Raw genomic sequence first — 14,574 nt, 5'->3', positions numbered from 1 at the left:
GAAAACTAAACAGAAAAAAAGACATGAGAAAAGGGATAAGATTTATCATATTTTATTTCAATACTCTCTCAAGCCTTGAAAGTCAATATTTTAATCTTATCCCTCTAATTCTTTTCTATTTAAATTTCAATATAAATTTCAATATTTTTGATTCTTTTTTCTTGTCCTTTTGCCTTAAAATCTTCAATCTTTTTTATCATGTCGTCAAAGATTATTGTTGGAGGACAACTATTTTAATTCATGAATAAATAATCCACTTCTTAATTTAGGCTCAAACCATGTCGATTTTGGTGGCATTACCTCTCCAATATCAGCAACATCCATAATATCATGAACCTCTGTTGGATACATTGAAAAAGCAATCTTCATATCTGAATTAACTCTCTTTTCAAGCTCTTTGATTCCTCTGATACCGCCTATAAAGTCAATTCTATCTGATGTTCTTACATCTTCAATTCCTAAGATTGGTGTTAACACATTACTTTGAAGAATTGCAACATCAAGTTGCGCTATAGGATTATTTTCATCAAACGTTCCATCTTTTGCCTCTAATAAATACCATTCTCCTTCAACATCCATTCCAAATGTATGCTTCTTAGCAGGCTTTACAGGCGCATTATTTTCAGATTTAGTTACAATAAAGTTTTCTTCTAACTTTGTAATCAATTCTTCTTTAGTCATTCCATTTAAATCTTTAACAACTCTGTTATAATCCATAACCATTAGATCATTATCAGGGAAAGCAACTGCTAAGAAATAGTTAAATTCTTCCTCACCAGTATAATTTGGATTTTCGGCTCTTCTCTTAAGCCCAACTTTTACAGCGGAAGCTGATCTATGATGTCCATCTGCAATATATAAATAATCTATTTCTTTAAATAAATCAATTATTTCGTCTATAATAATTTCATTATCTACAACCCATACAATGTGAGTTATACCATCTTCGGCTACGAAATTATATATAGGTTTTCTTTTACTTTCATTCTGAATCCAAGCATCTATTATTTCTGATGCAATTTGATCTTCCTTGTATGTTAAGAAAATTGGCCCAGTATTTGCATCACAATAATCAACATGATTAATTCTATCTTGTTCCTTATCCGCCCTCGTAAACTCGTGTTTTTTAATTATATTATTCATATAATCATCTATGGATGCACAGAATACAATTCCTGTTTGAGATCTTCCATTCATTATTTGCCTATATATGTATAAACAAGGTTCCTCATCTTGAATAAATTCTCCATCTCTTATCATTCTATCAAGATTTTCTTTAGCCTTTGCATATACTTTAGGATCATGTACATCTATTTCTGGATCTAAATCTATTTCTGGTCTATCAACATGGAGAAATGAGTGTGGATTTCCAACCACCATTTCTCTTGCTTCATCACTACTCATTACATCATATGGTAAAGCTGCTATTTTTGAAGCTAATTCCTTAACTGGTCTAATTCCTCTAAAAGCTTTAACTATCGCCATCAAAAATTCCTCCTAAATTATAGATTAAAGAATTCCTTTATTACTGAAACTACTTCTTCACCTATTCTTGTTTGAGCTTCTTTAGTTGCAGCTCCAATGTGTGGGGTAGCACTAACTTTTGGATGGTTAATTAATTCTTCATTCTTAGTTGGTTCCTCTTCAAATACATCAATACCAGCTCCAGCAATTTCACCTTTATTAAGTGCTTCTATTAATGCTGCTTCATCAACAACCTTACCTCTAGCACAATTAATAAGATATGCTGTATTCTTCATTAATTCCAATTCTTTTTTTCCTATTAGGGAACCAGCCACTTTATCATAAGGTACATGAAGTGAAATAAAATCTGAAACCTTTAATACTTCTTCTAAAGATACAAAATCATAATCTAAATCATCATGTTTTCCTTCAATTGTATAATATACAACCTTCATACCCAAAGCAGTTGCCTTTTTAGCTAAAGATTGACCTATTCTTCCCATTCCAACGATTCCAAGTGTTTTACCCGCAATTTCAGTTCCTTCATATTTCTTTTTATTCCATTCACCATTTCTCATAGTGTAGTTAGATATCGCAATAAATCTTGCAAGTGCAAACATATGACCAATTGCAAGTTCTGCAACTGAATCTGAGCTTGCTGATGGAGTATTTCTTACTGTTACTCCTTTTCCTTGTGCAGCAGGAATATCTATGTTATCTATTCCAACACCAGCTCTAATAGCCAATTTTAAATTTCCGCCTGCTTCTGCTTCAAATACATCAGCTGTAAGCTTAGTAGCTGATCTAATAACAACTGCATCAAATTCCTTTAATTTCGCCCCCAATATATCTTGGTTAAAGTGTTCATTGACAACTTCTACTCCCAATCCATTCAATGCCTCAATTGACGCATTTTCTAATCCGTCGTTTGTTAATACTTTGATCATGTTTAAAATCCCCCTTAATTTAAATACGCTTATTGCTAATATTTCTAATAAAATTTATAAGCTTCAAACAATAACTAATTGTTATATCATAGTTATTAACTACTAATATTATTAGTCAGATAAATTATCCGCCTTTTCATAATAGCTAACATAAATTCACACAATTAATTATAATTCCACTACTAAAGTGCCATAAACAATATCCAATTCCCATATCCTATTAAACTTATCTGAATTGTAGAGCTAAAAAAATTGCATAGACTTAAATTCCTTATATTTCTATATAATTCTAAGCTTCTGCACCATATAAATTACTCTATAATAAACTTTAAATTTTATCTTTGGACTTGGAATATTTATTTCACTTCTTAAATCCTATCTTTTTTATTTTACTACTTATTTGGCTTTAATTCAATACTTTATGGGCCAAATTATGATTTTAATATTGATGCTTTTATACTGTTAAATCTATGTAAATATGTCTTAAAAATTGCTTAATATAAATCCTAAAGTATATATTTTCAAAATCCTAGTAATCGAGTACTTATACTTAATTCAGCTGGAAACGTAAAAACTCGCTTGCAATAGAATATATTAAATAGTTTTCTTTATAGGGACATGCTTCACTTTTGAGATTGCGTATTTCTATTATTTTTAAGAGCTATCTTCGGATTTAACTTAATTATATCTTCCTAAAAAATAAAAGAACTACTTTAAAATATAAGCATATTTTAAAGTAGTTCTTGCAATTTATTTAACTAAAGTTTATTATTTTTTACCTTCTACATAAGCATTTTTAAAGTAGATAGTGTTCATTACAGATACTCTAGCGCCTTTAACATAATCTTTTATACCTATTGTTCTAGTGTAATAGTATAAAGGAATAACTGGCATATCATTCATTAACATATCTTCTGCTTGATGCATTATATCAAATCTCTTTTGTGGATCTAATTCTTTCTTTGCAGCATCAATTAAAGCATCATATGATGGATTGTTATATCCGCAATTATTTTGATCTGATGTTGATTGGAACATATCTAAGAAAGTCATAGGATCCACATAATCAGCATTCCAACCATCTCTTGCAATCTCAAATTGTTTTTGAACTCTTGTTGTTAAGAATACTTTCCATTCTTGGCTTTGAAGTTCAGCATTTACTCCTATCTTTTTCCACATATCTTGAATCGCTTGCATTGTATCACCGTGACCAGACTCTGGGTTATAAAGTAGTTGAAGTGTTGGTAATCCTTGACCATCTGGATATCCAGCTTCAGCTAATAATTTTTTAGCTTCTTCTACATTTCCCTTTGGATCAAAATAAGTAGTTTTTTCTGTATAGTCTTTTCCATATGGACCTATAATTCCTTTTCCTACAATACCATGAGCAGGAATTTGGCCAGCCTTAGTAACATTATCAACAATTGATTGTCTATCAATTGCAAGATTTAAAGCCTTTCTTACCTTTGGATCACTTAAAACCTTAGCAGCATTTGGGTCTACAGCTTTTGCCTTATCTGAAACATTTACTGATAAGAAATAAGTTGCTAAATTAGGGAATGACTTAGCACTTCCATCTTTTAAAGCACCTTGTACATCAGATTTTGGAACTGTATCAACTACATCAAATTGACCTGATTTATAACTTGCCCATGCTGATGTTTCTTCTGCAACAAATTTTAAGTTTAACTTATCAAGTTTAACTTTATCTTTATCATAGTAATTTTCGTTCTTTTCTAAAACTACTGAGTCTTTTATTGTATAATTTGTGATTTTAAATGGACCATTAGAAACTAATGTCTTTGCATCATTTGCCCAATCTTTATTACTTTCAACAACCTTTTGATCTACTGGGAAGTAGTATGATTGTGCTGTTAACTCTAAGAAATATGGACATGGAGCTTCTAAAGTAACAACTAGTGTATTATCATCAGTTGCCTTTACCCCAACAGTATCCGCATTTCCTTTTCCTTTGTTATAAGCTTCTCCGCCTTTAAGATAGTATAATGCATAAGCGTATTCTGAAGCAGTTTCAGGATTTAATAATCTCTTCCACTCATATTCATAATCACTTGCTTTAACTGGATCTCCATTTGACCATTTAAGATCCTTCTTTAAGTGGAAAGTATATGTTAGTTTATCATCAGATACATCCCATTTCTCAGCTTGACCTGGAATCGCCTTTTCATTCTCATCTAATTCAGCTAAACCTGAAAAAGCATTTGCTAATACAGTAGTTCCAGTAGTATCTGTACACAATGCTGGATCTAAAGTTCTTGGATCTGCTCCTAAATTATAAGTTATTTCTTGTTTACTTGCAGCTGCTTTATCTCCACCTTTATTTGAACCACAACCAACTAAGATTGACATTCCAAGTGTTGCTGCCAAAGCTACTGCACAAAGTTGTTTTACTTTGCTTGTTTTCATTTATATTCCCCCTTAATTTATTATTTATTATTTATATCTGTTTAAATCATTTTTCCCAAAATTCTTTAACAGTATGCTAAATATCTAATTATTTTTTTATTTCTTAATTATTATTAAATTGTAACTAATTACTTTTCTTGATAAACATTAGTTATCATACAAGTGGCATGCCACGAAATGACCTGGTTTTACTTCCTTTAACTCTGGATCAACTTCTGAACAAATTGGCTTTGCATATTTACATCTACCCTTAAATCTACATCCTGGCGGTGGATCTATTGGCGATGGAATATCTCCCTCAAGCACTATTCTTTTGCTATTCTTAGCTACACCTGGATCTGGTATTGGTACTGCCGAAAGCAATGCTTGTGTATATGGATGTAATCCTTCTGAATAAACTTTATTGCTTTCTCCCTTTTCAACCATTCTTCCAAGATACATAACTCCAATATGGGTTGATATATGTTTAACCATTGAAAGATCGTGAGCTATAAATAGATAAGTTAACCCAAGTTCTTCTTGGAGTTCTTCAAGCATATTTATAACTTGAGCTTGAATAGAAACATCCAGCGCTGATATAGGTTCATCACAAACTATTAGTGATGGTTCAACAGCTAATGCCCTTGCAATACCAATTCTTTGTCTTTGCCCACCTGAAAATTCATGTGGATATCTATTTATATGATCACTAGCAAGCCCAACTTTTGATAATAAACTTCTTATTCTTTCTGTTCTTGCTTCACCTGTTAGCAACTTATGAATATCTATAGCCTCTCCAATTATGTCCCCAACAGTCATTCTTGGATTTAAAGATGCATATGGATCTTGAAATATCATCTGCATTTCTTTTCTTAACGGAACCATTTCTTTTACTGAATTCTTTGTTATATCTTTTCCATTAAATATTATTTGTCCTGATGTTGGCTCATAAAGCTTCAGTATTGTTCTTCCTGTAGTTGTCTTACCACAACCAGATTCACCTACAAGTCCTAAAGTCTCTCCCTTTTTAATTGTAAATGAAACTCTATCTACAGCCTTAACATAGCTATTGCCTTTAAATAAGCCTTTCTTTGCAGGGAAGTATTTACATAAGTCTTTAACTTCTAAAATTATATCTTTATTAGCTTCCACTACTTTATCCTCCTTATAGGTGATTCAACTTCTGGTGCATCCTCATGGCATAACCAACATGCTGCTTTATGTTTTTCTCCTACTTCAAATAGTGGAGGCTGCTTTTGAAGACATATCTTCATTGCATAATCACATCTAGCTGTAAACGGGCACCCAACTGGTGGATTTAATAAATCTGGTGGTTGCCCTTCAATTGGAATAAGCTTCTCCTTTATATCTTCTTTAGGATTTGGAACACTTCTTAAAAGTCCCCATGTATAAGGATGTTTCCCTCTGTAGAATATATCTTCTGTTGTTCCAGTCTCTACTATTATTCCACCGTACATTACATTTATCCTTGAACAAACATCTGCAACAACTCCTAAGTCATGAGTTATTAATATAATTGCAGTATTAAGCTTTTCTCTTAAATCCTTCATTAAATCTAAAATTTGAGCTTGAATAGTAACATCTAATGCTGTTGTTGGTTCATCTGCAATAATAAGCTTTGGCTCACAAATTAGACTCATAGCAATCATCGCTCTCTGCCTCATACCACCTGAAAATTCATGAGGATATTGTTTCATTCTCTTTTCAGGACTTGGAATTCCAACTAATCCAAGCATCTTTATAGCTTCTTTTTTTGCTTCTGCTCTACTAATTTTTCTATGTTTTAAAAGAGGCTCCATTAATTGGTCACCTATTGTATATACAGGATTTAATGATGTCATAGGATCCTGAAAAATCATTCCTATATCATTACCTCTTATAGTTTCCATTTCAGATTCCCTAATATTAGAGATATCTTTTCCATTAAAATGTATTTCTCCACCAACAATTTTTCCATTATCAGCTAGAAGTCTCATTATAGACATCATAGTAACACTTTTACCACAACCTGATTCCCCAACTATTCCTAATGCCTCTCCTTTTTCTAAGTAGAAGGATACTCCTCTTACTGAGTGTACTTCACCAGCACTAGTTTTAAAGGAAGTTTGTAGGTCTTTTACATCCAATAATCTTTCCATATACTCTTTCTTCCTCCTATCTCTTGTTCTTAGGATCTAATGCTTGGCTCAATCCATCACCAAAAAGGTTAAACGCTAATATAATTATACAAATCATCGCTGCTGGAAATATTAATTGATATGGATATGTATAAATACCAACCATTGCTTCATTTGCTAAAGTTCCAAGAGATGCTCTTGGAGCAGCTATTCCAAGACCGATAAAGCTCAAAAATGCTTCAGTAAATACTGCTTCAGGAATTAATAGTGTTAATGTAACCATTATTGACCCTATACAGTTAGGTATTAAATGCCTTATTAATATTCTTGCATTTGATGCACCTAATGATTTTGCTGCAAGAACAAATTCTTGTTGCTTTAATTGAAGTATATCACCTCTAACTATTCTAGCCATTCCAATCCAATACGATATAGAAAGTGCTATTACTATTGTAAGAAGTCCACTTCCGCCTGAACCTGGCTTGTTTAAAATAGCCATAAATATTATTACATATATAGTTAACGGAATTGCATATATAATATCAACTATTCTCATTAATATAGCATCTACTTTTCCACCAAAGAAACCAGCTATTCCACCGTAAAATACTCCTATTACTAAATTAATAACTGCCGCTAAAACCGCAATAAGAAGTGAATATCTTGCTCCATAAAAGTTTCTAACGAATAAATCTCTTCCAAGATTATCTGTTCCAAACCAATGCTCTGCTGAAGGTTTCAAATATGTTGATGATAAATCATTTGCTGCATAATTGTATTTAGATAACCATGGAACAAAGATAGCTCCAAGGATTACAGCTACTATTACAACAAGTGATATTATAGCAAACTTATCTTTTTTTAATCTCATCCAAGCATCTTTCCAATAACTAATACTTGGTCTTACTGATACCTCAATTTTCTTTTCTTCTTCGCTTAGAGGAGTAAATAAATCCTTTTTAACTTTTAATCCATTTTCCATCTTCTCTTCCTCCCTAAACTTCTGCATCTTGTAGTTTTATTCTTGGATCAATTAATACGTATATTACATCTACAAAGAAAGCAAAAAATACTAACATTGTTCCATAGAATATAGTTACTCCAAGCAGCATACTGTAATCTCTATTTGTAACTGATTGTACGAATTCATTTCCAAGCCCTGGAATCGCAAAAATCTTTTCTGTTACAAAACTTCCTGTTAATATGCTTGCTATTAATGGTCCAATATATGTAACTATTGGTATCAAAGAATTTCTCAATGCATGTTTGAATATAATTGTAGTTTTGCTTAAGCCTTTTGCTTTCGCAGTTCTTATATAATCAGCTTTCAATACATCTATTAATTTACTTCTTGTAAGTCTTGTGATAAATGACAATGGTGCTGCTGCTAGTGCCATACATGGCATTACATAATTCTCCCATTCTCCAAATCCAGTCGCTGGTAATAACCCTAACTGAACTGCTAGTACATATATTAAAACCGCACCTATTACAAAACTTGGTATAGTTATGCATAATGTAGAAATAAACACTATTAATTTATCCGGCCATTTTCCATTTTTAAGAGCTGCAAGCACTCCAAGAATTATACCTGTTATCACGGCCATTCCTACTGCTACGCCTCCAATTTTTGCAGATGCTGGAAAAGATTTAGCTATAGTATCTGTAACGCCTCTTCCCTTAAAAGTCATTGATTCGCCAAAATCTCCTTGAACTAAATTCTTCATGTACATCCCATATTGCTCTAATACCGGCTTGTCCATTCCATATTTAGCTTCCATATTTGCCTTAATTTGTGGTGTTAACTTTTCACCATCAAATGGTCCTCCTGGCATAAGTCTCATTAGAAAAAATACTATTGTGATTATAGCCCATATGGTTACAAGGCTTATAAGAAATCTTTTTCCAATATATTTTAACATGTATTTCTCTCCTTCTTTTTTTATTTTATATAATTTATTTTTTAATATTTGGAAATTCTGTATGATTATTTAAAATTCTTAATAAAATTTTAAATATTTTCTGTTTTCTTGGAAGCGCTTCCACATTCGCTTAAAAATTTCAATATATTATGGCAATGGAGTCATTAAACAAAACTAAAATGTCTAATAACTCCGTTGTTATCTATTTATCAATATTTAATTTTTACTCCATAAAATTTAATTTATTCTCAATTTAATACTATAATAATAATCTTATTCTCTAAAAATGTCAACATTATATTTGAAATAGATAATATCAACTCTATGTAAATTTCATAAAATATTACCATTATGATGAACTAAATATATGCATTACAAATCTAAATATTCGTGATTTTAACTAGTTTCTAATGATCAATATTATATTCTTCTCAGTACAAAGCTATAACTTATTATTCCAATTACAATTTCTTTTATATTAAAAAAATATAGAGTTTTTTTACTAAACTCTATACTTTTTTTGATATCATAATCTGATGTAAAATAGTATTTATATGATTGTCCTAATTTATTTATAGATTTAAATTATTATTATCATTGAGACTTTTTGTCTTTTACTTAATTTTATAAATTTCTATAATTTATATTTGTTTCTAAACTACGCATTTGCTAAAACTTCCTTTCCTAAAGTATTAAATAATATAAAATAAGAGGCATATGTAATTCTCTTAATGAGATATTTACATATGCCTCTTTGCACATATCCATTTATTTATACATTATTTTACTCTCTCGCTATTCGCCTTTCAACATTATCATTTGATTATTTTTTATACTAAATATACTCCTTTAGGAGTATATTTAAAGTAATTACAAATTTATATTTTAATTCTCTTCATCAAAATATAATACTGATTCAGTTTCTCTACAATATTTAACACACATACACTGTGCTAATTTTCTTGGACATTTATAACATAAACAAGTCAGATCCTTTCCATTACATCTTCCTTGCTTTAGTTCACCACAATCTCCGCAATTTACTCCATTTCCTGCTGGCATAATAGTATCACTACTCCTTTAATTAAACTGTATAATTTAAATATTAGCTCAAAGTTAATTAATGTCAACTTCTTAACCGAATTATTTGAAATTACAATAGCAATATAATTTAATGATTATTATCATAGAAACATCTTTACTACCAAATCCCTATTCTATCCCCCGGCTTAACATACATACCATCTTTTTCAGTAATTCCATATGTATCATAGAACTTTTGAAATTGTGGTAGGACTGCATTTACTCTAACCTTATTAGGAGAGTGAACATCTATGATTAATGCATATGTTGCATATTCTTTTGTTGTTATCTGTCTCCAAGTGACTGCATAACTTTCAAAAAACGCTTTATAATTTGCATTATTCATTTCACCTAATATATCTAAAAGACAGGATACTCCACCTATATCTGCAATATTTTCTCCCACAGTAAGATTACCATCTAACTTTTTACCAGGCATTGCTTCAATCTGACTATAAAAATTTGCAACCTTTTGAGTTTTTTGCATGAATTCTTTATAATCCTCTTCGGTCCACCAATTATTAAGGTTACCATCAGAATCATATTGAGCTCCAGTATTATCAAAGGCATGGCTAATTTCATGGCCAATAATAACTCCAATTCCACCTAAATTAACTTCCTTAGGTGCATTTACATCATAAAAATGACCTTGAATTATTCCGCCTGGTATAATAATTGAATTTTCTGTTGCACTATAAAAAGCATTAACTGTTTGAGGCTTAAACTGATCTTCATCTTTATCCACTAGTTTGTTTATTTTATTAAACATCTTATCACGCTCAAATATTCTAAGTGTCATTGCATTTTGGAAAAGTGATCCACCTTCTTCGTATGATTTAATATCTAACTTTGAATAATCATTCCAACTGTCAGGATACGCTATCTTTATCTTTAACTTATCTAGCTTATCAATAGCATTTTTTTTAGTTTGACTACTCATCCAATCAAGATTATCAATTCTCTTTTTGTAAACTGCTATAATATCCTTTGTTATAGACTCTACATCTTTTTTAGTCTTTTCAGGAACATATTTTTCAGAATAAAGTCTTCCAATAGCCATTCCCATCATAGAATTTACATTATCAACGGCCTCTTCCTCTTTTGATACATTACCAGTTATGCCTAGCATATTACTTGCGTATTCTTTATTGGCATTTTCAAAATCCTCACTTAAATAATTTGATGCATATAGTAAATTAACTATTTCAATATAATTTTTAATGAGAGGTAAATTTTCTTGATTATATAATTTATTAAATGCTTTCAACCATTCTGGATCTTCTAAAATAATCTTATTAGCTTTGTCTATTCCCACATAATTCATAATTTCTGGTAGATTTAAATTGGGAGCTAAATTATTTAATTCTGCTACTGTATATACATTATATTCTTCATCAATTAAATTCTTAGTTGTAGCCTTTTCCTTTTTTCCTTTAATATACGGAGCTACCATTTCTTCAAATTTAAACATATCATCAACTTTTTTCTGAGATTCTTGTTGAGTATATCCACTTAACATCAATATTTTATTATAATAATCTTCCGTTAATTTACGCTCTTTTTTGCTATTCTCTGTTGGATTAGTATATTCATCTGAATCCCCTAAACTAAGCGCAGTAGGACTTATATAAAGTATATTTGTTTTCACATCTTTTATATCTTTTTCTACAGAAAACTTTATTGTTGAGTTTAATATCCTCTTATCCTTCCAGAGCTTAGTAATATCATCTATTGTTCCAATTGATTTAATTTCATCTAAATTTTCCTTTACTGGTTTTATCCCTTCTCTATTTCTTGCTTCTATATTTAAAGTATTATTATAAATATTTATTATTTTCTTCTCATCACTATTTTCTTTATACGCATCCTTATTAATCAACAAATTGTTAATTATATCTTTGATTTGTTCTGTCACTTTATTCTCAACATCATCAAACGTAGACGCAGTAGATTTTCCATCTTCAATTTTAGCATTTTTAATCCAATCACTATTTACTGCATCATAAAAATCATCATTTAATCTTACTCCTTGACTATTGTTTGTTACTGATGATTCCTCTGCCATTGCAATATTATGTGATCCATTAGATACAACCAGCATAAATGCTACTATACTTGCTACGATACTTAACTTTTTAATTTTTTTCATTACTACACCTCTCTTTCAGGATAGTTTTTTATAATTAGCGTTTATAACTTACTATTAACCTCTATTTATATTGCATGTGCAATAATATTTATTATGTTTCACTAATAAAAACTACTCACTAGCCGCTTTAGCTTATAAAATTCTTAGTGGTTTGGCTTGTCCAGATAAATATATCCATATAAATAATTAGTATCATATATTTCTCTATACCTAAAAGTTACACCATTCCAAGTTGATTCTGATATATAAATTTTACCACCATCTATTTTTTCAACTATTGCTACATGTCCATCGCCTCCAGAATTAGGCATGTTAGATTTCCAAACCGCAATGGCTCCTACTCTAGGTTGAGAACCATACTGATATTTACCGCTTTTTTGATTTGCGTCCCACCATTCATAGGCATTACCTATAAATCCTGCATCACTTGGCTTCACTCCTGTAATTTCCCAAGCTCGTCCCCAAGCATACCATGTACAATTTCCTTTAATTGGTTTTCCTCCACTATAAAATGGTGGCGAAAGCTTAACTTTATAAAAAAGATTATCATCAGAATAGTAATACTTATTATCCGTACTTGGCTGTGTATTCCTTATATCACTAAGTGAACTACTGATCGTATTAGAATTTTTATTATCTATTGATGGAGTATCTATACTTGAATTAGATGTATTAGAAGAGCTTGTATTTTTTGTTGTATCATCTTCAGGTTTATTAAAAGTAACCCATTTAGAGCTTACCCATCCCTTTTTTCCATTTATTATTATAGGATAGAATCCATTCTTTTCATCATTAACAATTTTGATCTGTGCACCTTTATATATAGTATCAATTATATCCGATGAAGTTGATGCATCTGATCGAACATTTAATGAATCATTATTTGTTGCAACATATGCAATACGAGAATTTGTGTCATCCTTTACACCATTTACATTCTCTGATCCACTTTCTATTTGCTCAGTATTACCATTTAGCATTTCTCCGCTATCAGAGAAAGTATAAACTTTGCCATCTATGCCTAATGTTCCAGTTTCCATTTCTCCACTAAAATTAGTATAATACCAAGTGCCATTGTCATTTACCCATCCTATGCTCATTGCCCCATCATTATTAAAGTGATACCACTTTTCACCAACCTTTTTCCAACCTATAGTCATCTCTCCACTATTAGATAAGTTGTACCATTTCCCATTATCATTAAGCCATCCTGTTTTCATTATTCCATCTGCATTAAAATAATACCACTTTTCATCAATTTCTTTCCAACCAGTAGTTTTAATATCTCCATCTAACCAGCTCCAACCATTGTTCTTATCATTAATCCATTTGGCTGATGCTGAGATATAACACATGTTTGTTACCATTAGAGTTGTCATTCCCGTTATTATAATCTTTTTAAGAAATTCTTTGTTCACTTTCTTTTCCCCTTCATAAATTATTTCTTATACGTAACTCATAATATACTCTTTTATTGTTTATACATAAAAAATTACTACATCAATTTCAATATAAAACTAATCTCAATAGGCTAAAAGAGTCCCCCCTTGGAAAATAAATAATACTCTAGGAATTTTAATCCTTATACATTAAATATTAACTCAAAATCACTTAATTAACAAACATAATTATAATTAAAAATAACAAAATCTGTATTTAGAAACATAATGAACTTTTTATATTTCTAAATACAGACAACCTTTGAATAATTATTAAATTTTGCAATGTCAAAATCCTCTAAATGAAAATTCTAAAACTCAATTAAAGAAATAACCTTATTATAATCAACACAATAACACCAGGAACTCCAAAAAAACCTGCTATTAAAGCGGTAATTGGATTAATCGCCAGCGAAAAATTAACATTTATGCCTATTAATCCGAGATTTGCAATAATAAAATTAGCTAAATATAATATTACAACGCCTATGATACCATTTATAAGTATTTTTATCGGCCATTTTAATAATCTTATCATTAAAAATAATAATATTATCCCTGCTAATCCGTATATTAAATATTGTCCCTCCATATTTAGCTCCCCCACTTTATTTATTCAACAATTCGTACATTATTTTCTACTACATAATTATGTTCTACTCTTATCCCCTTTTCTCTTGCTATTGATAATAAGTAATCATATCTTTTTCTTGCAACATTCTCTGAATAAATAGCTACTTCTATTAATTTGTCATCGTTAACATTATTAAACATGCTACGAGCCACATTTATTTCCATTTTTGCAATTTCCATATCATGTAATAACTTAGCATACATACTTGAGTCATTAGTCTTGTTCATCAGGTACTCTACAATATTTTTTTTATTCATGTAAATCCCTCCAAAAAACTTCTTACTACCATTTTATCCATCTAGTGGTAAAAATATACATAATTTGATTCCATAATTTATTTCAATAACTGTAACACTTTTTCAAATCTATATATATATTATACTTAAGAAGCT

At 30.3% G+C, this 14,574-nt stretch carries 12 protein-coding genes; all 12 read right to left on the bottom strand.

Annotation, left to right across the window (positions count from 1 at the left end):
- Positions 1-228: 228 nt before the first annotated feature.
- Positions 229-1,485, bottom strand: a complete 1,257-nt coding sequence (locus ACJDTP_RS09730) for a DUF1015 domain-containing protein (protein ID WP_406761043.1) — start codon at positions 1,483-1,485, stop codon at positions 229-231.
- A gap of 17 nt (positions 1,486-1,502) precedes the next feature.
- Positions 1,503-2,411 carry a D-2-hydroxyacid dehydrogenase gene (locus ACJDTP_RS09725; protein ID WP_406761042.1) on the bottom strand — a complete coding sequence of 303 codons (909 nt, stop codon included), beginning with the start codon at positions 2,409-2,411 and terminating at the stop codon, positions 1,503-1,505.
- A gap of 768 nt (positions 2,412-3,179) precedes the next feature.
- Entirely contained in the window at positions 3,180-4,838 is a 1,659-nt protein-coding gene (locus ACJDTP_RS09720; RefSeq protein ID WP_406761041.1) for a peptide ABC transporter substrate-binding protein, read from the bottom strand.
- A gap of 147 nt (positions 4,839-4,985) precedes the next feature.
- Positions 4,986-5,969, bottom strand: a complete 984-nt coding sequence (locus tag ACJDTP_RS09715; RefSeq protein WP_406761040.1) for an ABC transporter ATP-binding protein — start codon at positions 5,967-5,969, stop codon at positions 4,986-4,988.
- Positions 5,969-6,976 carry an ABC transporter ATP-binding protein gene (locus ACJDTP_RS09710; protein ID WP_077838909.1) on the bottom strand — a complete coding sequence of 336 codons (1,008 nt, stop codon included), beginning with the start codon at positions 6,974-6,976 and terminating at the stop codon, positions 5,969-5,971. The genes ACJDTP_RS09715 and ACJDTP_RS09710 overlap by 1 nt, the downstream gene beginning before the upstream one ends.
- Positions 6,977-6,992: 16 nt before the next feature.
- Positions 6,993-7,937, bottom strand: coding sequence for an ABC transporter permease (locus tag ACJDTP_RS09705; RefSeq protein WP_012061081.1), 945 nt, complete (start codon positions 7,935-7,937; stop codon positions 6,993-6,995).
- A 13-nt stretch (positions 7,938-7,950) separates the two neighbouring features.
- Positions 7,951-8,877, bottom strand: a complete 927-nt coding sequence (locus tag ACJDTP_RS09700) for an ABC transporter permease (protein ID WP_012061082.1) — start codon at positions 8,875-8,877, stop codon at positions 7,951-7,953.
- Positions 8,878-9,762: 885 nt separating this feature from the next.
- The gene (locus tag ACJDTP_RS09695) at positions 9,763-9,939 is read right to left on the bottom strand and encodes a hypothetical protein (RefSeq protein WP_012061094.1); all 177 of its coding nucleotides are present in this window, start codon (positions 9,937-9,939) and stop codon (positions 9,763-9,765) included.
- A gap of 139 nt (positions 9,940-10,078) precedes the next feature.
- Positions 10,079-12,109, bottom strand: coding sequence for a M13-type metalloendopeptidase (locus ACJDTP_RS09690; protein WP_406761039.1), 2,031 nt, complete (start codon positions 12,107-12,109; stop codon positions 10,079-10,081).
- 143 nt (positions 12,110-12,252) lie between these two features.
- Positions 12,253-13,527, bottom strand: coding sequence for a CHAP domain-containing protein (locus ACJDTP_RS09685; RefSeq protein WP_406761038.1), 1,275 nt, complete (start codon positions 13,525-13,527; stop codon positions 12,253-12,255).
- A 343-nt stretch (positions 13,528-13,870) separates the two neighbouring features.
- Positions 13,871-14,140 carry a pro-sigmaK processing inhibitor BofA family protein gene (locus ACJDTP_RS09680; protein WP_023974900.1) on the bottom strand — a complete coding sequence of 90 codons (270 nt, stop codon included), beginning with the start codon at positions 14,138-14,140 and terminating at the stop codon, positions 13,871-13,873.
- Between the two features lie 20 nt (positions 14,141-14,160).
- Complete coding sequence (locus ACJDTP_RS09675) at positions 14,161-14,439, bottom strand: YaaL family protein (protein WP_077838921.1); 279 nt, start codon at positions 14,437-14,439, stop codon at positions 14,161-14,163.
- Positions 14,440-14,574: the final 135 nt, after the last annotated feature.

It is taken from the genome of Candidatus Clostridium helianthi, from assembly GCF_045310795.1.
Taxonomy (GTDB): Bacteria; Bacillota; Clostridia; order Clostridiales; family Clostridiaceae; genus Clostridium; species Clostridium helianthi.
This window is presented reverse-complemented; position numbering and strand designations above follow the sequence as displayed.